The 22,592-nt window shown below is 62.2% G+C and carries 19 protein-coding genes; 10 read left to right on the top strand and 9 right to left on the bottom strand.

All coding sequences use genetic code 11. The features are described 5' to 3' along the window. Positions 1–21 precede the first annotated feature (21 nt). The 8 genes from SPHINGO391_RS04100 (at position 22) to ade (ending at position 8,230) form a co-directional block, all read left to right on the top strand. The gene (locus SPHINGO391_RS04100; RefSeq protein WP_152007632.1) at positions 22–783 is read left to right on the top strand and encodes a class II aldolase/adducin family protein; all 762 of its coding nucleotides are present in this window, start codon (positions 22–24) and stop codon (positions 781–783) included. Positions 784–859: 76 nt separating this feature from the next. Next, positions 860–2,317, top strand: coding sequence for a dihydropyrimidinase (gene hydA / locus SPHINGO391_RS04095; RefSeq protein WP_152007631.1), 1,458 nt, complete (start codon positions 860–862; stop codon positions 2,315–2,317). A gap of 94 nt (positions 2,318–2,411) precedes the next feature. Continuing rightward, positions 2,412–3,197, top strand: coding sequence for an ABC transporter ATP-binding protein (locus tag SPHINGO391_RS04090; RefSeq protein WP_152007630.1), 786 nt, complete (start codon positions 2,412–2,414; stop codon positions 3,195–3,197). Positions 3,198–3,222: 25 nt separating this feature from the next. Continuing rightward, entirely contained in the window at positions 3,223–3,672 is a 450-nt protein-coding gene (locus SPHINGO391_RS04085) for a GNAT family N-acetyltransferase (RefSeq protein WP_193217180.1), read from the top strand. Beyond that, positions 3,669–4,556, top strand: a complete 888-nt coding sequence (locus SPHINGO391_RS04080) for an ABC transporter permease (protein WP_152007628.1) — start codon at positions 3,669–3,671, stop codon at positions 4,554–4,556. Before SPHINGO391_RS04085 ends, SPHINGO391_RS04080 begins: the two co-directional genes overlap by 4 nt. After that, positions 4,553–5,422 (top strand): ABC transporter permease, encoded by an 870-nt coding sequence (locus tag SPHINGO391_RS04075; protein ID WP_152007627.1) that lies wholly within the window; start codon positions 4,553–4,555, stop codon positions 5,420–5,422. The genes SPHINGO391_RS04080 and SPHINGO391_RS04075 overlap by 4 nt, the downstream gene beginning before the upstream one ends. A 55-nt stretch (positions 5,423–5,477) precedes the next feature. Continuing rightward, positions 5,478–6,446, top strand: a complete 969-nt coding sequence (locus tag SPHINGO391_RS04070) for an ABC transporter substrate-binding protein (protein ID WP_244615366.1) — start codon at positions 5,478–5,480, stop codon at positions 6,444–6,446. An 83-nt stretch (positions 6,447–6,529) separates the two neighbouring features. Next, entirely contained in the window at positions 6,530–8,230 is a 1,701-nt protein-coding gene (gene ade, locus SPHINGO391_RS04065; RefSeq protein ID WP_152007625.1) for an adenine deaminase, read from the top strand. 22 nt (positions 8,231–8,252) lie between these two features. Here ade and SPHINGO391_RS04060 read toward each other — a convergent pair whose 3' ends face one another. Next, on the bottom strand, positions 8,253–9,905 hold the full coding sequence (locus SPHINGO391_RS04060; RefSeq protein WP_244615106.1) for an alpha-glucosidase: 1,653 nt from the start codon (positions 9,903–9,905) through the stop codon (positions 8,253–8,255). A gap of 155 nt (positions 9,906–10,060) precedes the next feature. Beyond that, entirely contained in the window at positions 10,061–10,519 is a 459-nt protein-coding gene (gene rirA, locus SPHINGO391_RS04055; protein ID WP_152007623.1) for an iron-responsive transcriptional regulator RirA, read from the bottom strand. A gap of 134 nt (positions 10,520–10,653) precedes the next feature. Here rirA and SPHINGO391_RS04050 point away from each other — a divergent pair, with 134 nt between their 5' ends. After that, entirely contained in the window at positions 10,654–11,835 is a 1,182-nt protein-coding gene (locus SPHINGO391_RS04050; RefSeq protein WP_152007622.1) for a serine hydrolase, read from the top strand. A 7-nt stretch (positions 11,836–11,842) separates the two neighbouring features. Here SPHINGO391_RS04050 and SPHINGO391_RS04045 read toward each other — a convergent pair whose 3' ends face one another. From SPHINGO391_RS04045 to SPHINGO391_RS04025, 5 genes are all read right to left on the bottom strand, one after another. After that, positions 11,843–13,003, bottom strand: a complete 1,161-nt coding sequence (locus tag SPHINGO391_RS04045) for an Mrp/NBP35 family ATP-binding protein (protein ID WP_152007621.1) — start codon at positions 13,001–13,003, stop codon at positions 11,843–11,845. A gap of 89 nt (positions 13,004–13,092) precedes the next feature. Next, a complete protein-coding gene (locus SPHINGO391_RS04040; protein WP_152007620.1) occupies positions 13,093–14,130 on the bottom strand; it encodes an AbrB family transcriptional regulator in 1,038 nt (345 codons plus the stop codon). A gap of 210 nt (positions 14,131–14,340) precedes the next feature. After that, a complete protein-coding gene (locus SPHINGO391_RS04035; protein ID WP_193217179.1) occupies positions 14,341–15,912 on the bottom strand; it encodes an EAL domain-containing protein in 1,572 nt (523 codons plus the stop codon). Positions 15,913–16,208: 296 nt separating this feature from the next. After that, complete coding sequence (locus SPHINGO391_RS04030) at positions 16,209–17,219, bottom strand: glycosyltransferase family 1 protein (protein ID WP_152007618.1); 1,011 nt, start codon at positions 17,217–17,219, stop codon at positions 16,209–16,211. Positions 17,220–17,306: 87 nt separating this feature from the next. Continuing rightward, complete coding sequence (locus tag SPHINGO391_RS04025) at positions 17,307–19,646, bottom strand: cytochrome P450/oxidoreductase (protein ID WP_152007617.1); 2,340 nt, start codon at positions 19,644–19,646, stop codon at positions 17,307–17,309. Between the two features lie 109 nt (positions 19,647–19,755). Here SPHINGO391_RS04025 and SPHINGO391_RS04020 point away from each other — a divergent pair, with 109 nt between their 5' ends. Next, on the top strand, positions 19,756–20,430 hold the full coding sequence (locus tag SPHINGO391_RS04020; protein WP_152007616.1) for a helix-turn-helix domain-containing protein: 675 nt from the start codon (positions 19,756–19,758) through the stop codon (positions 20,428–20,430). 124 nt (positions 20,431–20,554) lie between these two features. Here the strand turns inward: SPHINGO391_RS04020 and SPHINGO391_RS04015 are convergent, their stop codons facing one another. Both SPHINGO391_RS04015 and SPHINGO391_RS04010 read right to left on the bottom strand, forming a co-directional pair. Then, positions 20,555–21,241, bottom strand: a complete 687-nt coding sequence (locus SPHINGO391_RS04015) for a hypothetical protein (RefSeq protein WP_152007615.1) — start codon at positions 21,239–21,241, stop codon at positions 20,555–20,557. Continuing rightward, positions 21,234–22,538 (bottom strand): glycosyltransferase, encoded by a 1,305-nt coding sequence (locus tag SPHINGO391_RS04010; protein ID WP_210385761.1) that lies wholly within the window; start codon positions 22,536–22,538, stop codon positions 21,234–21,236. Before SPHINGO391_RS04010 ends, SPHINGO391_RS04015 begins: the two co-directional genes overlap by 8 nt. Positions 22,539–22,592: the final 54 nt, after the last annotated feature.

Below are 22,592 nucleotides of genomic sequence, written 5' to 3'. Positions count from 1 at the left end.
TCCACAGCCCGAGGTAATGTCATGAACACATCAGCCAAAGTCGTGTCCCTCGAGAACTCCGAAGAGACTCAGCTTCGCATAGACCTTGCAGCCGCTCTTCGGCTCGCTGCCTATTATGACTGGCACGAAGGCGTCGCCAACCATTTCTCGGCCGCAGTCTCGCCCGACGGGAAAAAGTTCCTGATGAACCCGCGCTGGAAGCATTTCTCGATGGCCAAGGCCAGCGAAATGCTTCTGATCGACGCTGATGATCCCGACACCATGAAGCGTCCCGATGCGCCCGATCCGTCGGCCTGGTCGATCCACGGCGCCATCCATCGCCGCGTGCCGCACGCCCGCGTGGCGCTGCATCTTCATCCGCCGCACGCTACCGCGCTCGCGGGCCTGAAAGATCCCTCGATCAAGCCGATCGACCAGACCACGGCCCGGTTCTTCAACCGGCTGGCGATGGACATGGATTTTGGCGGCATCGCCAATGACGAGGCGGAAGGCGAACGCATCGCAGCCACCATCGGCAATCATTCCAACGTCATGATGGCCAACCACGGCGTCACCACGGTCGCCCGCACCGTGGCCGAGGCCTTCGACGCCATGTACCATCTCGAGCGCGCCGCCCGCACCATGGTGCTGGCCTACTCGACCGGCCAGCCGCTCAACGTGATGAACGACGAGTTGGCTGAATCCGTGGCGCGCGAATGGGAGGTCTACAAGGACGCCGAATTCTCGCATTTCGAGGAAATGAAACGCGTGCTCGACCGGGAAAACCCCGGCTATGCCGACTAGACGATCAGCATCTTGAGAAGGCCGCATCAAGACGGCTGATCAACACACGAATTGGAACAGCAAGAGGACGTGCATCATGAGCACCACCGTCATCAAGAACGGAACCATCGTCACCGCCGATCTGACCTACAAGGCGGACGTGATGATCGAAGGCGGCGTCATCACCGCCATCGGCCCCAACCTGGTGGGCGACAAGTCGCTCGACGCCACCGGCTGCTATGTCATGCCCGGCGGCATCGACCCGCACACCCATCTCGAAATGCCGTTCATGGGCACCTACTCCGCCGATGATTTCGAAAGCGGCACGCGCGCGGCGCTGTCCGGCGGCACCACCATGGTCATCGATTTCGCGCTCCCCTCGCCCGGCCAGTCGCTTCTCGAAGCGCTGACCATGTGGGACAACAAGTCGACCCGCGCCAATTGCGATTACTCCTTCCACATGGCGATCACCTGGTGGGGCGAGCAGGTGTTCAACGAGATGGAAGCGGTGGTCAGGGATCGCGGCATCACAACCTTCAAGCACTTCATGGCCTACAAGGGCGCGCTGATGGTCGATGACGATGAAATGTACTCCTCGTTCCAGCGCATCGGTGAACTGGGCGGCATCGCCATGGTCCACGCCGAGAACGGTGACGTGGTGGCCCAGTTGCAGCAGAAACTGCTCGCCGAAGGCAACAACGGCCCGGAAGCACACGCCTATTCGCGGCCGGCGGAAGTCGAGGGCGAGGCCACCAACCGCGCCATCATGATCGCCGACATGGCCGGCACACCGCTCTATGTCGTGCACACATCCTGCGAGCAGAGCCACGAGGCCATCCGCCGCGCCCGTCAGAAGGGCATGCGGGTCTGGGGCGAGCCGCTGATCCAGCATCTCACGCTGGATGAGAGCGAATACGCCCATCCCGACTGGGATCATGCGGCCCGCCGGGTGATGAGCCCGCCCTTCCGCAACAAGATGCACCAGGATAGTCTCTGGGCCGGCCTGTCGGCGGGCTCGCTGCAGGTGGTCGCCACCGACCATTGCGCCTTCACCACCGAGCAGAAGCGCTACGGCGTCGGCGATTTCACCAAGATCCCCAACGGCACCGGCGGTCTCGAGGACCGCATGCCGATGCTCTGGACCTACGGTGTCGCCACCGGACGGCTGACCATGAACGAGTTCGTTGCCGTCACCTCGACAAATATTGCCAAGATCCTCAACTGCTACCCGAAAAAGGGCGCGGTGCTGGTCGGAGCGGATGCCGATCTGGTGGTCTGGGATCCGGAGAAGTCCAAGACCATCACGGCCGGCGCCCAGCAGTCGGCGATCGACTACAACGTCTTCGAGGGCAAGCACGTCAAGGGCCTGCCACGCTACACGCTGACCCGCGGTCACGTCGCTGTCCATGATGGCGAAATCCGGACCCAGGAAGGCCACGGCAAGTTCGTCGCCCGCGAACCGGTCACCCCGGTCAACAAGGCGCTGTCCTCCTGGAAGGAACTCACCTCGCCGCGCAAGGTCGAACGCTCGGGCATCCCGGCGACCGGGGTATAATGGCATGGTCCTTGCCAGCATCACCTTTGGCGCTGGCAAGGACTGACACAAGGCAATTCTCGGGGGAATGCAATGAAACAAAAAGCGGCAACTCATGCCTGAGACAGTGATATCTGCCCAAAAACTGGACCTCACCTTCGAGACCAATGACGGCCCGGTGCATGCGCTCAAGGATATCACGCTCGATATCACTGAGGGCGAGTTTGTTTCGCTGATCGGCCCGTCGGGCTGCGGCAAGACCACCCTGCTCCGGGTTATTGCCGATCTCGAGCAGCCGACCGGCGGATCGGTTTCGGTCAATGGCCTGACGCCGGAGCAGGCCCGCCTCGCCCGCGCCTATGGCTATGTGTTCCAGCAGGCAGCACTGCTGCCCTGGCGCACCATCGAGGACAACATCGCCCTGCCGCTGGAAGTGATGGGCCTTGATGCCGCCACCCGCACGTCGCGCATCAAGTCCAACCTGGAACTGGTCAACCTGTCCGGTTTCGAGAAGAAGTTCCCCTGGCAGCTGTCGGGCGGCATGCAGCAGCGCGCCTCCATCGCCCGCGCGCTCGCCGTCGAACCGGACATGCTGTTGATGGACGAGCCGTTTGGCGCGCTCGACGAGATCGTCCGCGATCATCTGAACGAGCAGTTGCTCAAGCTCTGGGCGAAGACGAAAAAGACGGTGGTCTTCGTCACCCACTCGATCCCGGAAGCGGTGTTCCTCTCGACCAAGATCGTGGTCATGAGCCCCCGTCCGGGCCGCATCTACGAGATCATCGATTGCAGCGCACTGGGCACGGAACGGTCGCTCGATATCCGCGAAACGCCGGAGTTCCTCAAGATCGCCCATCAGGTTCGCGAAGGTCTCAAGGCAGGGCACAGCTATGATGACTAGCGCTGTCCGAAGCCGGGGTAGAGAGATGTCGCTACGCTACGCCACCGTGGCCGATCTTCCGGTCTGCGCGGCCATTATCAATGACTATATCGACGCGACGGAATGGCTTCCGCGCACGATTGATCACGCGGCTGTCGAGGCGCTGTTCGTTCCGGCCTTGCTGGAGACCCGCACCCTGTTCGTGGCGGCGGAAGATGGCGAGATCCTTGGCTACCTCTCCATGAGCAATGACGGCTTTGTCCCGGCGCTTTACTTGCGCCCCGATGCGCGCGGAAAAGGCGTTGGCAAGATGCTGCTCGACGCGGCCAAGGCGGCACACCCGGAGGGACTCGAGCTCACCGTGTTCGAACGCAACACCCAGGCGCTGCGTTTTTATGAACGGGAAGGCTTCCAGGAGGATTTCACCCGTCGTGACACCGCCACCGAGGAAGGCATTCCGACGCTGTGGATGCGCTGGCCGGGAGAGGCTGCATGAGTGAGCACAGCCTTCTCCACGACAAGATCCTGCCCATCGGCACCGTGGTGCTCGCCATCATCGCGCTCTGGTATGCGGCGGCCGTCTTCCTCAATACCCCCTTCGAGCGCGACCAGGCGCAACGTGCGGGAAACACCATCAGCTTTTCTGAGATCCTGCCGCGCACCATGGCCCAGGAACGCCCGGTGCTGCCGGCTCCTCACCAGGTCTTTGCGGAACTGTGGGACACCACGGTGGGCAAGAGCATCACCTCGAAGCGCAGCCTCGTCTACCATTCCTGGATCACCCTGTCCTCGACCCTGCTCGGCTTCCTGATGGGCACCGTGCTCGGCGTGGCGCTTGCCGTCGGTATCGTCCATTACCAGACGCTTGACCGCTCGCTGATGCCGTGGATCATTACCTCGCAGACGATCCCCATCCTGGCGATTGCGCCGATGATCATCGTTGTGCTCAATGCCGTAGGCATCTCGGGTCTGCTGCCGAAGGCCACGATCTCGATGTATCTCTCGTTCTTCCCGATTGCGGTCGGAATGACCAAGGGACTGCGTTCGCCGGAAGTCATGCATCTCGACCTGATGCGCACCTATTCGGCCACCGCTTCCCAGACCTTCTGGAAGCTTCGCCTGCCCGCCGCTGTGCCGTTTCTTGTCACCTCGATGAAGGTGGCGATCTCGATTGCACTGGTCGGCGCCATTGTCGGTGAACTGCCGACCGGCGCCGTTGCCGGCCTCGGCGCACGCCTGCTGGCCGGTTCCTACTACGGCCAGACCGTACAGATCTGGTCGGCTTTGCTGATGGCCGCCGCACTTGCCGGGATCCTGGTCATGACCGTCGACATCATCGGAGCCTGGGTCAATCGGCGCATGGGAGTGAAGCCGGCATGAATGGTCCCTTTCTCACGGCAATCGCGTTCTGGCTCGCGGCCTGGGCAGTCAACATCTGGCTCGCCCGGCTCAAACCCTCGAGCCCGACGGTCGCAAACCTCGTCAATGTCCTCATCCCGGTGCTCTTCGGTGCCGCGCTGATCGCGCTGTGGGAAGGCGTCACCCGCGGCTTCAACGTGCCGAGCGTGCTGCTGCCCGCCCCGTCGATGATCTGGGGGCGCATCCTGACTTCCACCCACATCCTCTGGGCGGATTTCCAGCAGACCTATCTCAAGGCGGTGATCGCCGGTTACGTCATGGGATGCGGCATCGGTTTTCTCACCGCCATCCTGGTCGATCGCAGCCCGTTCCTGCGCAAGGGCGTCATTCCGGTCGGAAACCTGGTCGCCGCCCTGCCGATCGTCGGCGTTGCGCCGATCATGGTGATGTGGTTCGGCTTCGACTGGCAGTCCAAGGCCGCCGTCGTCGTCGTGATGACCTTCTTCCCGATGCTGGTCAACACGGTGGCGGGCCTTGCTGCCACCGGCTCGATGGAGCGCGACCTGATGCGAACCTATGCCGCAACACGCTGGCAGACACTGTTCAAACTGCGGCTTCCCGCAGCAATGCCTTTCATATTCAATGCACTCAAGATCAACTCGACTCTGGCGCTAATCGGGGCCATTGTCGCGGAGTTCTTCGGCACCCCGATTGTCGGCATGGGCTTCCGGATTTCCACCGAAGTCGGGCGCATGAATGTGGATATGGTCTGGGCCACGATCTTTGTCGCGGCACTGGCCGGGTCGCTTTCCTACGGGCTGATTGCGCTCGCGGAAAGGGCCGTAACTTTCTGGCATCCGTCCTACCGGCGCAGAGCCGGTGCATAACAAGACGGAGCCTCAACCAGAGGAGAATGGCATGAAAAAGACGATCTCAATCACAATGGGTCTGGCGCTTTCGCTGATGGCCGGATCGGCGCTCGCTGCCGACAAGCTGACGCTGCAGCTCAAATGGGTCACCCAGGCACAGTTCGCCGGCTACTACGTCGCCAAGGACAAGGGCATGTATGAAGCGGCCGGCCTCGATGTCGAAATCAAGCCGGGCGGTCCCGACATCGCTCCTCCGCAGGTCATCGCCGGTGGCGGCGCTGACGTCATCGTCGACTGGATGCCTTCGGCGCTTGCCAGCCGCGAGAAGGGTGTACCGCTGGTCAACATCGCCCAGCCGTTCAAGTCCTCGGGCATGATGCTGACCTGCCTCAAGGAAACCGGCATCACCTCGCCTGCCGACTTCAAGGGCAAGACGCTGGGCGTCTGGTTCTTCGGCAACGAGTACCCGTTCCTGTCCTGGATGAGCCAGCTCGGCATCCCGACCCAGGGCGGCGATGACGGCGTCGAAGTGCTCAAGCAGGGCTTCAACGTCGACCCGCTGATCCAGAAGCAGGCCGACTGCGTCTCGACCATGACCTACAACGAATACTGGCAGGTCATCGACGCCGGGATTTCGGCTGACGATCTCATCACCTTCAAATACGAAGAAGAAGGCGTCGCCACCCTTGAGGACGGCCTCTACGTTCTCGAGTCGAGCCTCGAAGATCCGGCCATGGTCGACAAGCTTGCCCGCTTCGTCAAAGCCTCGATGGAAGGCTGGAAATGGGCCGAGGAAAACCCGGACGAAGCGGCCGAGATCGTGCTCGAGAACGACGCCAGCGGCGCCCAGACCGAAAAGCACCAGAAGCGCATGATGGGCGAGATCGCCAAGCTGACCGCCGGCTCCGACGGCACGCTTGACGAAGCCGACTACCGGCGCACGGTCGACAGCCTGCTGTCGGGCGGTTCCGACCCGGTCATCACCAAGGAACCGGAAGGCGCATGGACCTCCGCTGTCACCGACAAGATGAAGTCCATGTAATCACCCGTTTCGGGTAAACTGGACCGGCCGGCTGCAAAGCCGGCCGGTTTTTGATTCGGACCACTCGACAAGAGGAACCAGCAATGAGCAGCACACTTGGCGACATGATTGACCAGGGTCAGGGCAAGGCACCGGCCGACATCGTGCTCAAGGGCGGCAAGCTGTTCGACCTGACCATCGGGGCTTTGCGCGAAGGCGACATCGCCATATGTGGTGACCGCATTGTTGGCACGCTGGAAACCTATTCGGGGGTAGAGGAAATCGACATCTCCGGCAGAATCGTGGTGCCGGGCTTCATCGACACCCATCTGCATATCGAAAGTTCGCTCGTCACCCCTCACGAGTTCGACCGCTGCGTCTTGCCGCGCGGCATCACCACCGCGATCTGCGATCCCCACGAGATCGCCAATGTAATCGGCGCCACCGGCATCCGCTATTTTCTCGACTGCTCGGAACAGACGATCATGGACATAAGGGTGCAGCTCTCGAGCTGCGTTCCCGCCACCCATCTCGAAACAGCCGGCGCGCGCCTCGACATCGAGGACCTGCTGCCGTTCCGCGACCACCCCAAGGTGATCGGTCTCGCGGAGTTCATGAATTTCCCTGGCGTCCTCTCGAAAGACCCCGCCTGCATGGCCAAGCTCGAGGCCTTCCAGGGCGGCCATATCGACGGCCATGCGCCGCTCTTGCGCGGGCTTGGGCTGAACGGCTATCTCGCCGCCGGCATCCGGACCGAGCACGAATCCACCACCGCCGAGGAAGCGCTGGAGAAGATGTCCAAGGGCATGCATGTGCTGGTGCGTGAAGGCTCCGTGTCGCGCGATCTCGACGCGCTGATCCCGATCATCACCGAGCGCAATTCGGCTTTCCTGGCGCTCTGCACCGACGACCGCAACCCGCTCGACATCGCCGAGCACGGCCATCTCGACTACATGATCCGCCATGCCATCGCCAAGGGCGTGGAACCGCTGGCGATCTACCGCGCCGCCTCGATTTCCGCCGCCCGCGCCTTCGGGTTGCGCGACCGCGGCCTGGTCGCACCGGGCTGGCGCGCCGACCTCGTGGTCCTCGACAGCCTGGAAGATTGCAACGCGCAAATGGTGTTCTCCGCAGGTCGACTTGTCACCGACGCGCTGTTCGCCACGCGCGCCACGACCGAACCGGTCGGCACCGACAGTGTGCGAGCACCAAAGGTTGAGGCCGCCTCCTTCACGGTGCGCAAGAACAGAAGTTCGACACCGGTCATCGGCATTGTGCCCGGCAAGATCATCACCGAACGGCGCGACCTCGATCTGGTCATCGACAATGGCGAGAAGCAGATCGATCTCGCGCGCGATATCCTCAAGATCGCCGTGATCGAGCGTCACGGCAAGAACGGAAACATCGCCACCGGCTTCGTTCAGGGTTTTGGCCTCAAACGCGGCGCCATCGCCTCGACCATCGGCCATGACAGCCACAATATCTGCGTGGTCGGTGCATCGGAGGCCGACATGGCCGCAGCCGCCAACCGGTTGAGCGAAATTCGCGGCGGCTTCGTCGTCGCTGAAGGCGGCAAGGTGGTTGCCGAAATCGCCCTTCCGGTAGCGGGCCTGATGAGCGACCAGCCCTATGAAACCGTGCGCGAGACCCTGATCCCGCTACGCAAGGCGGCGAAATCGCTCGGCGGCACGCTCGACGAGCCCTTCCTGCAGCTGGCCTTCCTGCCGCTGCCGGTTATCCCGCATCTCAAGATCTCCGACCGCGGCATGATCGATGTCGACGCCTTCGAGATCATTGACCCGTAACCGGCCCGGTCCGAAGGATGGATCAGACCAGCCGGGCGCAGAATACGTCGAGGCCTTCGAGCATCACGGTGCCGCCTTCATGGCCCGGCGCAAATCCCGGCATCCTGAGGATTTCGGCAATCTGCAGGTCCGAAGATGGCGTCCACTCGACCGGTTCACGGCCCAGATTGAAGACGAACAGCAATCGCTCGTGTCCTTCGCCCCTGATGAAGGCAAGCACATCCCCATTGGTTTCGAGAAAAGCCATCGGCCCGTCGACAAGGCAGGTGTGTGACTTCCGGAAGGCCAGCGTCTGGCGGTAATGGTTGAGCAGCGAACCGCTTAGATGGTCCTGCTGGTCGACCGCCTGCCTGAGATGGCTTTCCGGGACGGGCAGCCAGGTGCGCGGAGCATCGGAAAACCCGGCATGGGCGGCGTCCTTCTCCCAGACCATCGGTGTGCGGCAGCCGTCGCGCCCCTTGTAGGCCGGCCAGAAGCGGATCCCGTAGGGATCGGTCAGATCCTCGAAGGCGATCTGGGCTTCTTCCAGCCCCAGCTCCTCGCCCTGGTAAAGGCAGATCGATCCGCGGAATGAGGACAGCATGCTGATCGCAAATCGGGCCAGATGCTCCGGGTCGTCGCTATCCCGCATCCAGCGCGACACGTGCCGCTCCACATCATGGTTGGAGAAGGCCCAGCACACCCAGCCGTCCTGCACCACCGACTGGAAATTGGCGATGCTGCGGCGGAAATGGTCGGCGGAAAACTCTCCACCCAGCATGTCGAACGTGTAGCACATGTGCAGCTTGTCGCCGCCATTGGTGTAGGCGGCAACCGTCTTCAGCGACCGGCGGCCATCCCCCACCTCACCCACCGTCGTCCGGCCTTCGTATTCGTTGAGCAGCGCGCGCAGCCGCTGCAGGAAGACGATGTTTTCAGGCTGGGACTTGTCATAGAGGTGGTCCTGGAAGCCGTAGGGATTGGTGTCGGGCGCATCGACCCCCATGAAGTTGCCGTCTTCCGCGTTCTTGGACAAGGGCGGGTTGTCGCGCAGATGCTTGTCATGGACATAGAAATTGACCGTGTCGAGACGGAAACCGTCAACGCCGCGGTCCAGCCAGAACCGCACCGTGTCGAGAATCGCATTCTGCAGATCAGGATTGTGAAAGTTCAGATCCGGCTGCGAGGCCAGGAAATTGTGCATGTAGTATTGCCGCCGGACCGTGTCCCACTCCCAGGCCGGTCCACCGAAGATCGACAGCCAGTTGTTGGGCGCAGTGCCATCGGGCTTGGGATCGGCCCAGATGTACCAGTCGGCCTTGGCGTTGTCCCGGCTCGACCGGCTTTCCCTGAACCAGGAATGCTGGTCGGAGGAGTGCGAGATCACCTGGTCGATGATGATTTTGAGCCCGCGGGCATGGGCCAGTTCCACCAGCTCGTCAAAATCCGAAAGCGTGCCGAACATCGGATCAACATCGCAGAAATCCGAAACGTCATAGCCGAAATCGGCCATCGGTGACTTGAAGAACGGAGACAGCCAGATCGCATCCACACCCAGCGACGCAATGTGATCGAGCCTCCTGATGACGCCGCGAAGGTCGCCGATGCCGTCGCCCGATGTGTCCTGATAGGATCGAGGATAGACCTGATAGATGACACAGCCGCGCCACCAGTCCGCTAAAATTGTCTCGCTCACGGTCTGCTCCCTTCCGGGACGCGGGCCCCTGCGGGTGATCATTCTTCTAATCGTTTAAAACAGCGGATTTGCGCTGACAAGGTCCCGGGCAAAGGACCGCGGGAAAAGACCGGTGCCCGTTAAAACCGTCCGGGAAAGGGCAAGGCAGAAGGTGATCAGGCTGCCGGTACGGCCGATTTTTCCTCGAGGCCGAGCAGGAAGTTGATCGACGGACGCGATTTGACCAGATCATCGATGGAATAGCCTGCCAGCACCTCGAAGAAAGCTCCCAGAGCCTTTCTCAGTGCAGCATTCAGACCGCACGAATCCACCAGAGGGCATTCGGTTGCGTCGTTCTCGAAGCACTCCGCCATGGCAAAATTGTCTTCCGTCACCTTCACCACATCGAGCAGCGAGATCTTTGCGGCTTCCCGGCCAAGCCGAATTCCACCATTGCGTCCACGCACTGATTCCACCAATCCTGATTTGGTCAGCGGCTGCAGGATCTTGAACAGGAAAAGCTCGGAGACCGAGTAGGCCTTGGCAATGTCGCCAATCCGGCTCAGCGGCGCATCATTGGCGGCACAATACATCAGGATCCGCACCGCGTAATTGGTTTGGCGTGTCAACCGCATTTTCCGACTCCAGTCATCAGGCTCCGCTTCCAATCGGAAGAGTTAGCAGTTTAGAATGCTTCCAGAAAAAGGAAACCCTTTCATTCAAGTTTTTGTCGCTTGCCGGCAGAAAGTCGTAAAACAAGAGGATACGCATGGCGAATGCAGCACAATTCGAGATATTGAACGGTTTTGCGCGTGAAACGATAACTCTGGCCAACTGGCGCACCCGTCCCTACAGCTTCTGGGCGTTTCGAAATGTGGCGGAAATGGTCCGCTCCGCCCGGATCAGGACCAACAGCCCCGCGCTTCTGCCGCCGGTCGCGGAAAACCCGGAGCTGCTGGCGCGCCCGGCAAGCCTTGGTGCAAGCCAGTCGGTTGCCGATCTGCTCACCGGCAGCCAGGCCGACAGTTTCCTGCTTTCCCGGGACGGTCGCCTGATCTGCGAATGGCACGCGGACGGGGTTGATCGCAGCGATCCGCATCTGGTGTTCTCGATCTCCAAGTCGATCACCGCGCTGGTCGCCGGCATCCTTGAAGACCAGGGCCTGCTTGATCCCTCCACACCCGTCGGCAAGCTGGTGCCGGAGGCGGGCAACAGCGCCTATGCGGACGCCACCGTGCAGCATCTGCTCGACATGCGCGTCAGTCTCGATTTTGACGAATCCTACCTCTCAGAGCTGGACTATGCCCGCTACCGCCGCGCCATGTCCTGGAATCCGCCCTCACCCGAGGGCGGCGACGAGGCCATGCTTTCGTTCCTATGCAGCCTTAAAAAGGCGCCGGGTGAGCATGGCGGCGACCACACCTATCTCTCGCCCAACTCGGATATGCTCGGCATCGTGCTGGAACGGGTGACCGGCGAGCGCTTCCCGGATCTCTGCTCCCGGCTGCTCTGGCAGCCGCTCGGCGCGACGGCCGATGCCTTCATAACGGTTGATCCCGAAGGCGCGCCGCGCACCGCCGGCGGCGTTTCCTGCCGGCCACATGATCTCCTGGCGCTTGGACAGATGCTGGTCGATGGCGGCAGCGCGAACGGACGCCAGATAGTCTCTGAACGCTGGATCGCCGACATGCAGCAGAACGGCGATGCCGATGCATGGATGCGCGGCACCCAGGCCAGTTTCCTCAAAAAAGGCCGCTACCGCAACAACTGGTACCAGGTCGGTGGCGGATCGAACGCATTTCTCGCCGCGGGCATCCACGGCCAGTTTCTCTATTGCGATCCGGACACCGGCACGGTGATCGCCTGCACCTCGTCACAGCACGAACCGCAGACCGACGGGCTCGACCAGGCCCTGCTTGCGATGTTTGCACATCTCTGCCGGGAGCCTTAAACCGGTTTTACTCGAAAACGATCTCGGGCATCTCCCGCCCGCCTGCGCCCGAAAGTTCGTCAAGGCGGGCACGAACCTTGGCCGCGATCTCGAGGTAGACCTTGGCGTGCGGCCCGTCTGGCGCCGTGGCCACCACCGGGCGGCCCGCGTCAGAGGTCTCGCGGATCGGCATAGACAGCGGAACCTCTCCCAGGAACGGCGTGCCGATCCGGGCCGCCTCGTCACGGGCGCCGCCATGGCCGAAGATGTCATGCCGGCCGCCGCAATCGGGGCAGACGAAATAGCTCATGTTCTCGACGATGCCGAGCACGGGCACGCTGACCTTGTTGAACATGTTGAGCCCCTTGCGCGCATCGATCAGCGCAAGATCCTGCGGCGTCGAAACGATGACCGCGCCGGCCAGCGGTACATTCTGCGCCATCGAAAGCTGGGCGTCGCCGGTGCCCGGCGGCATGTCGACAACCAGCACGTCGAGCTCGCCCCAGGCCACTTCGCGCAGCATCTGGTTGAGCGCCGACATCACCATCGGCCCACGCCAGATCATCGGCGTGTCTTCCTCGACGAGGAAGCCCATCGACATGACCTTCAGGCCGTAATTTTCCATCGGCTTGAGCATCCGGCCTTCGAGCTGCTCGGGACGTCCATTGATTCCCAGCAGCCGCGGCATCGAGGGGCCGTAGATATCGGCATCGAGAACGCCGACCTTGAGGCCGGTCGCCTGAAGGCCCAGCGCCAGGTTGACTGCGGTCGTCGACTTGCCGACACCGCCCTTGCCCGAGGCAACGGCGATGATGGTGCCAATCCCCGGAACCCCCGCCTTGGCTCGCCCTTGTGGCTGCGCTGGCTGTGCGGGCGCATGCGAATGCGAATGCGCTGCCCTCTGCGGTGCGGGTGGAGGCGTCGACGGTCCGGATCCCGGTTCGCGGCTGGCGGTCAGGGCCACCATGGCACCCTTGACGCCCGGCACCGTCTTGGTGGCGCGTTCGGCGGCCTCACGCAGCGGTTCGAGTTCCTGCGCGCGCGCGGCCGGAACGGTGAGTGAGAAATAGACCTTGTCATCGGCGACGAAGATCTCCGACACCAGTCCGAGATCCACTATGTTGCTCTCGAGATCAGGCCCCTTGACCGATTTCAGCTTCGCCAGAACCTCTTCTTTGGTCACGCTCACCTTGCACTCCAATGTTTGTCGTTACAGACCACTCCCACATAATGCGGATGGTCTCGCAATAAAATGGCGCGACGCCGAAAAAACCGGACTCAGTCCTCATCCCGCCGGGCGCGCAGGACAAAGATGGGGACAATCGCCGTCAGCATCAAAAGCCGCGCCACGTGGTGGCTGGCCACGAAGGTCGGATCGATGCCGAGGATCACCGACATTGCTGCCATGGTTTCAAGTCCTCCCGGCGCAAAGGCGATCAGAATGGCAATCAGGTCCATGCCGGTGATCCAGTGGGCAATGACCGCAAAGACCGCGGCGAGAGCAACACTGAGCACCGTGACCAGAACACCTGCACCCAGCGACCGGCGCAATTGCGGCCAGGTGACGCCGGAAAATCGCGACCCGATAAGACCTCCGAGCGAGACGAAGGCTGCGGCCGCCAGCCAGTAATGCATAACGCCGCTGACCAGCCCCGTAGCATGCCCGAGCACCGACACCAGCATTCCGCCGATCAGATAGGCAGCCGGCAATCGAAACCGCGCAAGGACATATCCGGCAAGCGCGGCGGCAATGATCATTGCAAGAAGCGGCACCGCTGCGGTTTCAGGCGGAATGTCCGGCGGCTGATCCGGCATCTCTCCGCTGAGGGATACAACCACCGGCGCCAGCAGCGTCAGAGCCAGAACCCGGATCGACTGCACGATGCTGACCATCTTGAGATCCGCCTTGGCGCCTTCGCTCAGACCGAGCACATAGCTCAGATGGCCGGGTGAAGAACACAGAAATGCCGTCGTGCCATCCATCCCCCAGAACCGCACAAGCAGCGCTGGCGTAAGCCAGATGATCGCAAGCAGGCTGGCAGCCAGCGCCGCAAGCGTGACCGGCCAGGCCTGCATCGCGTCGAACACGTCCGGCGTAACGCCCTGTCCGATTGTCAGCCCGAGGATGATGAACACCACATCGCGCGCACTCTGCGGAGGAGCGGCTGTCCTGATGCCCGCCAGCCCGGCAAGCGTGACCGCAATTGCCGGACCGGTGAGGAACGGAGCGGGAAAAGACAGGGCGTAGGTAAGCGCCGCGCCGACTGCCGCGATTCCGAAAGTCAGCAATGGAATCCGCCAGGCTTCCGCCGTCATCCGCCTCAATTCCTGTCAGGGTTGCGTTCATCCCAATGCATGTCGCGTTCAAACGGATCCGTTCACACGACAACGTACATGCATTCGATCAAAGTGTTACAGCGTTCTTTGCGCATCCAATCGGGTGCGCAAAGAACGCTGTAACCGCTCCGGCAGAACCATGATGCTCAGCCTGAGCATGGTTGGCAAACAGCCCCGGGGCCAGCCCGCTCAGGCAACCCGCGAGTTTTCAGCATCGGCCGCAGGCTTGTTGCTGTAGTCCAGCCGCTCACGCGCAATGCTCTCGAGAAACACCGGTTTTCCAAAATAGTAGCCCTGGAAACGGTCACATCCTGCGGCGTTCGCGCGCAACAGGTCGTCCTCGGTCTCGATGCCCTCGGCGACGACATTCTTGCCGGACCGCCGCGCGATTTCCACCACGGCGCTCACAAATACATCTGTGACGTGGTCCGTCCCGAGCGCGCAGATATAGCTCTTGTCGATCTTGATGACATCATAGGGAAGCGCGCGCAACTGGTTGAACTCGGAGTAGCCCATGCCGAAGTCATCGAGCGCGATGCGGAAGCCCGCATCCTGCAAGGCCGAAATCTGGCTTGCGATCCGCTCATTAGCTGCCAGCGATGCACTCTCGGTGATCTCGAGCACGATCCGGCGCGGATCAGTTCCGGTTTCAGCGAGGATAGACAGCATCTTCTCCTGGAGAGCCGGCATTGCGATCTGGTTGGCCGAAAGGTTGACGCTGACCTTGACGTCCGGCAGCCTGGGGAGGTCTTCGCAGACCTGCCGCAGCACGTAGTTGCCGATCTCGCCAATCATCAGCGCCCGCTCCGCAACCGGGATGAACACATCCGGCGGAATGACACCCCTGAGCGCATGCCGCCAGCGCAGCAGCGCCTCGAACCCGATCAACCGGCCATTGACATCAACGATCGGCTGATACGCCACCCGCAGATGCCTCAGCAACATTGCTGCCCGCAATTCGCGAACCAGCGCCTTCTCGTTGCGGATGTCGGTCAGCATGTTTTCCTCAAACAGCGTCGAACAGGCGCGGCCGCCCTTCTTCGAGGCATAAAGCGCCATGTCCGCATTGATCACCAGCGAGCTCCAGGTTTTGCCATGGTCCGGGGCAAGCGCGATCCCGATCGATGACGAGACGGAGATTCGTTGCGCACCGATGTCTACTTTCGCGGCCAATCCGGCCGCGAACTTGGAACAGGCTTCATGTGCCCATTTGGCCGTTATCGGATCCGAGTGCTCGATCAACACCGCAAACTCGTCACCGCCCAGGCGGCCCACCCGGGCGCTTGGAAAATGGGCCCGGAGTGTCTCTGCAACGAAGATCAGCACCCGGTCCCCTGAAGGGTGACCGTGGGTGTCGTTGACCTGCTTGAAATGGTCGACGTCCACGAGGAAAAGCGCAAAAAACCTGCTCTTGGCACGTGCCTCCAGCGCCTGCTTGGCTTCGGAAACGAATGTCTCACGGTTGAGAACATTGGTCAGAACATCCCGCTCGGACTGTGCGAGAAGATTGTGGTAGCGCCTTCCAAGCGTGCGGATCTTGCCCCTCAGGTCGACATGCGCAATTGCAAGGTAGATGATGACAAGAGAAAGCGCACCGATGATGGCCGCATCGAAGTTTTTGGTGAAGAACTCGTATGTGTAGTCCGCATTCCGGAAAAAGAACTCAAAAACCACGACAAGTGCAAAAAGTCCGAAAACAATTGCTGAAAAACTGACCTCGGTACTCCAGTCAAACCACCTCTTTTGCAACTTTCTAGACATATGAACAGCTCCGCCGCCGAATGGGTGCCGGACGCAATATGCCCGGCACATAAAGTCAGTTAACAGGGAGCCCTGGCGCAAGAATCCGGGCGAAAAGTGCGCACCGGTCCAGCAATAGCAGGGCTGTCCCCAAATCCATGTCCGCATCATGCGCTGCAACAGACTATCCGACGCCTGTTAACGGAGAACGAACAAACGCTTGCAATTGTTGAAAAATCTTCAGTCAGTGCCTGCAATCAAGTCCGCAGGAGTTTGCGCCATTCATCCGATCCAGACCGAACTATGATGCACAGCCGCTAGCGCTTGACACCGTAGCTTTCGTAGGTGGCATCCAGAAACTGTCGGGCACAGGCCGCCCAGGAAAATTCGAGCGCCCGGGCGCGGGCGTCGTCTTTGGAAAGATCGAGGCACGCCATGGCCGCCTTGTGCAGATCCGTGTCGACCTCACCCGCGCCGCTTTGGCCGATAATGTCCTTCGGTCCGGTGACCGGATAGGCCGCAACCGGCACGCCGGACGCCAGCGCTTCCAGCACCACCAGACCGAACGTATCGGTCAGCGACGGAAACACGAAAACGTCGCCCATGGCATACAGAGCCGCCAGTTCGGGTCCTGACTTGGCGCCGGTGAAGGTGACCTCGGGATATCGCGCCTTGAAGTCCGCAAGCATCGGACCGTCGCCAACCACCAGCTTGCTTCCCGGTAGATCCATGGCGAGAAACGTCTCGACGTTCTTTTCGACCGCCATCCGCCCCACGTGGACGAACACCGGCCGGGGCAGATCGAGAGGCTTGGGATAGCCCGGATGGAACAGCTCCGTGTCCACGCCCCGCGACCAGATATGGAGGTTGGTAAATCCCTTTGCCGCGAGCTCGGCGCGCAGGCTTTCGGTCGCCACCATGCAGCCGCGCCCGGCATTGTGAAACCAGCGCATGAAACGGTAGAGCCAGCTTTCGGGGATCGGATACCGGGCCGAGACATATTCGGGAAACCGTGTGTGGTAGCTCGAGGTGAAGCCGTTGCGTTTGAGCGCTGCCCGTCTGCCGAGCAGCCCCAGCGGCCCTTCGGTCGCGATCTGGATGAAATCCGGATTGGACGCCTCGATCCGGCGGGCAACACGGCCGGGTGTTGCCAGCGCCAGCCTGATTTCAGGATAACCCGGCAAGGGAACGGTGTGGAATTCCGCCGGCGAGAGAATGTCGATCTCGATGTCGAACTGCTCGAGGTCCCGCACCAGGTTCTCGATCGACCGCACCACCCCGTTGATCTGCGGGCGCCAGGCATCGGTGACTATCAGCAGTTTGGGCATCACCGTTCCGCCTGGTCGATTGGACTGTATGAAGCGTTCACCCCCTGATAGTCGCGCCGCTGCCTCCGCGCAACATCGGCGGAGAAATCAGAGCGCCAGCCGCAGCTTCTGTCCCTTGGCCCGCGAGCAGCAGGCCATCATTCGTCCGCCCTCGGCGCGCTCGGAAGCCGACAGCACCCGGTCGCGATGATCGACCCCGCCTTCCAGCACCCGAACCTCGCAACTGCCGCACAATCCCTCTTCGCAATCGCTCGGCACGTCGATGCCCGCGGCACGCACCACCTCGAGCAATGTCTGCCCGGCAGGCACCGTGAGATTGAGATCCGAATCCTCGAGCTCGATCTCGAACGCCACATCGCCGGGCTGCGCCGCGCCGGAAGCCTCGCTGACGAACAGCTCGCTCCGCAACGTGCCGTCCGGCAGATCCGCGCACAGTTCGCCGAGGGCATCGAGCAGCCGGGCCGGACCACAGGCGTGAATGCGCGCCCCGGTATCAGTGCATTCCGCGACGACCCCGGCGAGATCGGCCCGGCTTCCCTCCTCCGAGACATGCAGCAACGCCCGCACTCCATGCTCTGCTAGCAGACGTTCGGCAAAAGCCATCGCCGTGCGCTTTCGTCCGCAATAATGCACCGTGTAGTCCCGCCCGAGCTGCTTGAGCCGGTCGGCCATGGCAATGATCGGCGTGATGCCGATACCGCCCGCGATCAGCACGTGACGGTCCGCCTGCTCCTCGAGCCGGAAATAGTTCTTCGGTCCGCGCAGCCGCAGCGTCATGCCCTTCGTGACATTGTCATGGATGAAGCGCGAACCGCCGCGGCCCTGATCTTCCCGCAGCACGGCTATCGTGTAGCCGGGGTCGGACGGATTACCGCAAAGCGAGTATTTGCGGGAGAAGTCTCCCGCGATCAGATCCACATGCGCACCCGGGCTCCAGGCCGGCAGGGCAAGCCCGTCCGGATCTTCCAGATGCAGGATCTTGATCCCCTCCGCCGCCTCCGTGATATCGGCGACGCGAACGGTCCGCGCGATCTCCTTGCTCGACGGCGCCCCGATGGGAAACGAGACCCGGCGACCCTTGATCGACGGATCGGACCGTTCCGGATTGAGTGACGGATCCCATTCGACCAGGAGCTGTTGCGGGCCCCGGAAGGCAAGGTTTGGCAGATAGCTGAATGTCTGGTCATCCACGAGGCGCATGTGCGGCAGGCGCCGGGACAATTCCTCGATGAAGATCCGCATCTCCAGCCGGGCGAAGTTCTTGCCCATGCACTGGTGGCTGCCGTAACCGAAGGTCAGGTGCTCGGCGGCGCTGTCGCGGTAGATGTCGAGGAAGTCGCCATTCTCGAAATGCCGGGAATCATGGTTGGCCGAGGCGCTGACGATCAGCAGCTTGGCTTCGGCGGGAATCGCCACGCCGGCGATCTCGGTGTCGCGCGTCGCTCTCCGGCGCCAGGCAACAACCGAGCCCTCGAGCCGCAGGCATTCCTCGATCGCGTTCGGGATCAGCTCCGGATTTTTGCAGATCCGCTCCCAGACCAGCCGGTCCGACAGCAGCAGCTTGAGCGCATTGGTGCTGGCGAGCGACGTGGTTTCATGCCCGGCGACAATGATCGCCATCATCATCGAATGAAGGTAGGAATCGGTGACCACCTCCGGAATTTCGGCATTCATCCGGATGGCATGATGCATCCAGCCGGTGCCATCCGGTTCCCTGCGCATCTTCTCGAGCACGGTCCCGGCATATTGCCAGAACCGGCCGACCGCATCGGCAACCTTCAGCTGCTGTTCCGGCGACGGCTTGCCCCAGGTGTTGACCGTATGCGCAACCGAGAATTCCTTCAGCGCATCCATGTCCTCTTTCGGAACGCCGAGAAAATGCAGCGCCACCGTCAGCGGGATCTCCCACAGCATCGCCTCGACAAGGTCTACCCGCCCCGCATCGACGAAGGCGTCGACCTTCTCGCGGGTCAGTTCCCGGATCATCTCTTCCTTGGCGGCAAGGTTCTCGGGCAGGAAATGCTCCATCAGCACCCGCCGCCGCTCCATATGCGCCGGCTCGTCCTCGTTCACCAGGGTCCGGTTCATCTGGTAATTGTAGCGCTTGAGCGTCTCCATCGCCTCGTCGCTCGGCGGCACCACCCGTTCAAGCGCGATCGAGGGCGAGAAGGTGACGTTGTCACGGAACACCGCCTTGACGTCCTCGTAGCGGCTGACCACCCAGTAGCCGAGCTGCGGGCTGAAAAACACCGGCTCCTGGTCCCGCGACCATTGCAGCGCCGCGGCCGGGTTCGCCAGGTACTCGGCGGCAAACGGATCGAAAGCCTGCGCCTGCGTCGAGACCGGGCATCCGCCTGGAGCGGCGTGGACCGGACAGCCTGACGGTGTCTGCAAATTGCTTTCTGTTCCGGCCAGACGATCCGTCATGCCTTGCTCCGTTTACTAATAGTGCACATTATGTTCTATATTTGTAACTCACCAATTGTCCCGTGGTCAACAAACCCCCTGGTCAACGCGCCCGAAGGCAGGAGATCGAATGAGCACTTTGCAAACCCTGTCCCGCGGGCTCCAGGTTCTGGAGATCGTCTCCCGTTCCTCCACCGGCCTTTCAATTGCCGAGATCGCGCAGGTGCTGGGCGTCCACCGGGCGATTGCCTATCGCCTTGTCTCAACCCTCGAAGAGCACTTGCTGGTCGTGCGCGACGGTGAGGGCCGCATTGGCATTGGCGGCGGGGTCGTGGCACTCAGCGAGCGCTATCAGCCGCAACTGCGCGCCGCGGCGCAGCCGGTTCTCAGATCCCTGGCCGAGGCAAGCGGCGGAACGGCTTTTCTCTGCATCGCCCAGGGCGATGAATGCGTGGCCATCGAGGTGGCCGAACCGGAAACACCATTTTTGAAGGTGTCCTACCGCGTCGGCAGCCGGCACCCGGTAACCAGAGGGGCAGCAGGCCTGGCCATTGCCATGCAGCGCGCGCCACGGCGCACCGACACTGAAGACCTCCAGGCCGCAAGGCGCGACGGCTTCGCGCTCACACACGGACAATTGCAGCAAGGCGCCATCGGCGTGGCGGCACCACTTGCGCGCACCGGCCGCACCGGCCTCAGTGCCGAAGCCTGCATCGGCGTTGTCGCCCTGCACGCGCTCGATACCGAACAGGCAGCATCTGCTGTGCTCCAACACCGCGACCGGCTTCTGGCCGCCTTGTCCTAGAGCAGTTTCAGCGAAAGCGGGAACCGGTTTCGCGTCCGGAATTGCACAAAACGATAGGTTCGGGCATCTCCGGTGATTCCGTTTTCACCCGCAATGATCTGGACTCCGCAAGCTTGGCAGCCGCTCAGTCGTGCGGCATCCCGGGAAGCAGCTCGTGGGCTTGCCGCTCGACCGCATCCATCGCCTGGCGCACGATCTCTTCCATCGGCATGGCGCCACCCTCGTCCACCTTGTGATCCAGCTCGATCCTGTCCCCGACAGCAACCGCAACCCGGGAAAACGGCAAAGGCAGTTCCTGCTTGTCCCAACGGGATCTCATCACGATCTTGCGCGAACTCGCCACCCCGATAGGCGCCAGCACCACGCCGTGAACGGCACTGAGCGTAAGCGCACCCGAACGGATGCGGTGAAGCGGGCCGATGGGGCCGTCAAGCGCCAGGGCAATCAGGCTGGCGTGTCCCTTGACCTGGGCCACCAGCGCCGGGAATCCATGAGCGTTGACATCGGCCGGAAGCAGAACCGGCCGGTAGCCGAACCGCTTGCAGATCTCGCCGATCACCCTGCCGCGAAACGAGTCGATGGTAATGACCACTGCATGCTTGCCTTTCGCCAGCGGGAACAGCGGCAGGTATTTGCCGTGCCAGAACACCGCAAGCACCTGTCGGCCATCGGCCATGTAAAGGTCCAACCTCTCGAGTTGTGACGTCTGTTTGCGAAGCGTCGTGCTCCAGACCCGCAGGATGGCGACCATGACCCCGGCGACCAGACCCACCGCCATGGCAGTCGCGATCTGCCGCCAGCGCTCACCCATCCTTCGTGCCCGCCATGCCGTCCTCGCCCGGCATCACGGCATCGGCAGCCGCATGGGCAAGATTGCCGATGATATCCATTTCCTTTGCAAGCGCCCGCCTGACGCGCGCCCAGAGGCTGTCTTCATGAACGGCACGGACCTGAGTGCGCTTGAGCACCTCCAGGTAATAGTCCCGGGTTCGCGCCACGGTCCGTTCGATCGTGTAAGCCGCTGCGGTCTCCCGCGCGGCCTGTTTCAGGGTCTGAAAGTCTCGCGATCCTGCAGTGCCTGCAACGTCCCAAAGCGCAACGGCAAACCCGGACGCAGAGGTCCCCGCATCAAGCAGCCGGCCATTGACACGGTCGGTGACAACATCACGTGCGCCTGGCGCATCCAGCGCAACCACCGGGCACCCGGCGGTCATCGCCTCGACCAGCACCAGACCCTGGGTTTCCGACAGCGACGAGAACGCAAAGACATCCATCGCCGCATAGGCGTCTGCCAGCGCATTGCCCCTGAGCACTCCGGCAAAATGGGCCCGGTCCTTCATTGCCGCCCGTTCGAACGCCTCCGCCATGCTTCGCCGCGACGGACCGTCCCCGACGACGAGCACATGCGCCTGAGGCGTTCGCCGAAGGAACTGCAAAAGCGCATCGGTCAGAAAACCGAGATTTTTCTCGGGCGCCAGCCGGCCGACATGGCCAACCGCGAAGGCCTGCTGCGGTATCGCCAGATCGACGCGGCCACGGCTTGCCACGCCGCTGCCGAAAGCACGCGCATCGACCCCGGTCGGCACCACGCTGACCGGGGCGGCGACACCGTGCTCGGCCAGGAAATCTGCAATGCTGGCGCTCGGCGCGATCACCCCGTCGCAGAGATCGCAATAGCCAAGCGAAAGATTCAGCGCCAGGCGCTTCAGGAGGTCCGAATCCTGGGCGACATAGTGCCCATAAAGTTCGTAACGCGTGTGATGAGTAAACACGACCGGGACATTGAGATAGCTTGCGGCGCGCAGCGCCGTGTCCCCCAGGAGAAACGGGTGATGGCTGTGAATGATATCCGGATTGAAAGCCTCCGCCGCCTTTGCAAGGCCGGGTGACAGCGGCAAGGGCACGGAAAAATCACTCCCCGCGAAGTGCTGCACCGCCGGCATCCGAAGCACCCCGGCTTCCTCGCACGGCATGTTTTCGAATTCCGGCGCCACCACCATAACCTCGTCACCGGCTTGCCGCAGGCCTGCCGCCAGTTCGCTGACGCTGCGCGCCACGCCGCCGACATGCGGCGTGTAGGTGTTGGTGAACATCAGTATCTTCATCATCCACCCTTCATTGGCCGGCGGCAGAGCGGTCCCCTCGCCAGATCCGTGCCACCG

The sequence above is a fragment of the Hoeflea sp. EC-HK425 genome, from assembly GCF_902498795.1.
Lineage (GTDB): Bacteria > Pseudomonadota > Alphaproteobacteria > Rhizobiales > Rhizobiaceae > Hoeflea > Hoeflea alexandrii.
Note: the sequence above shows the minus strand (reverse complement) of the source record. Positions and strands in the feature narration are given on the sequence as shown.

Excerpts from the sequence above, each read along its gene's own strand:
- SPHINGO391_RS04100 (WP_152007632.1), top strand. The coding sequence starts at position 22 with ATGAACACATCAGCCAAAGTCGTGTCCCTCGAGAACTCCGAAGAGACT.
- hydA (WP_152007631.1), top strand. The coding sequence starts at position 860 with ATGAGCACCACCGTCATCAAGAACGGAACCATCGTCACCGCCGATCTG.
- SPHINGO391_RS04090 (WP_152007630.1), top strand. The coding sequence starts at position 2,412 with ATGCCTGAGACAGTGATATCTGCCCAAAAACTGGACCTCACCTTCGAG.
- SPHINGO391_RS04085 (WP_193217180.1), top strand. The coding sequence starts at position 3,223 with ATGTCGCTACGCTACGCCACCGTGGCCGATCTTCCGGTCTGCGCGGCC.
- SPHINGO391_RS04080 (WP_152007628.1), top strand. The coding sequence starts at position 3,669 with ATGAGTGAGCACAGCCTTCTCCACGACAAGATCCTGCCCATCGGCACC.
- SPHINGO391_RS04075 (WP_152007627.1), top strand. The coding sequence starts at position 4,553 with ATGAATGGTCCCTTTCTCACGGCAATCGCGTTCTGGCTCGCGGCCTGG.
- SPHINGO391_RS04070 (WP_244615366.1), top strand. The coding sequence starts at position 5,478 with ATGGGTCTGGCGCTTTCGCTGATGGCCGGATCGGCGCTCGCTGCCGAC.
- ade (WP_152007625.1), top strand. The coding sequence starts at position 6,530 with ATGAGCAGCACACTTGGCGACATGATTGACCAGGGTCAGGGCAAGGCA.
- rirA (WP_152007623.1), bottom strand. The coding sequence starts at position 10,519 with ATGCGGTTGACACGCCAAACCAATTACGCGGTGCGGATCCTGATGTAT.
- SPHINGO391_RS04050 (WP_152007622.1), top strand. The coding sequence starts at position 10,654 with ATGGCGAATGCAGCACAATTCGAGATATTGAACGGTTTTGCGCGTGAA.
- SPHINGO391_RS04040 (WP_152007620.1), bottom strand. The coding sequence starts at position 14,130 with ATGACGGCGGAAGCCTGGCGGATTCCATTGCTGACTTTCGGAATCGCG.
- SPHINGO391_RS04035 (WP_193217179.1), bottom strand. The coding sequence starts at position 15,912 with ATGTCTAGAAAGTTGCAAAAGAGGTGGTTTGACTGGAGTACCGAGGTC.
- SPHINGO391_RS04030 (WP_152007618.1), bottom strand. The coding sequence starts at position 17,219 with ATGCCCAAACTGCTGATAGTCACCGATGCCTGGCGCCCGCAGATCAAC.
- SPHINGO391_RS04025 (WP_152007617.1), bottom strand. The coding sequence starts at position 19,646 with ATGACGGATCGTCTGGCCGGAACAGAAAGCAATTTGCAGACACCGTCA.
- SPHINGO391_RS04020 (WP_152007616.1), top strand. The coding sequence starts at position 19,756 with ATGAGCACTTTGCAAACCCTGTCCCGCGGGCTCCAGGTTCTGGAGATC.
- SPHINGO391_RS04015 (WP_152007615.1), bottom strand. The coding sequence starts at position 21,241 with ATGGGTGAGCGCTGGCGGCAGATCGCGACTGCCATGGCGGTGGGTCTG.
- SPHINGO391_RS04010 (WP_210385761.1), bottom strand. The coding sequence starts at position 22,538 with ATGATGAAGATACTGATGTTCACCAACACCTACACGCCGCATGTCGGC.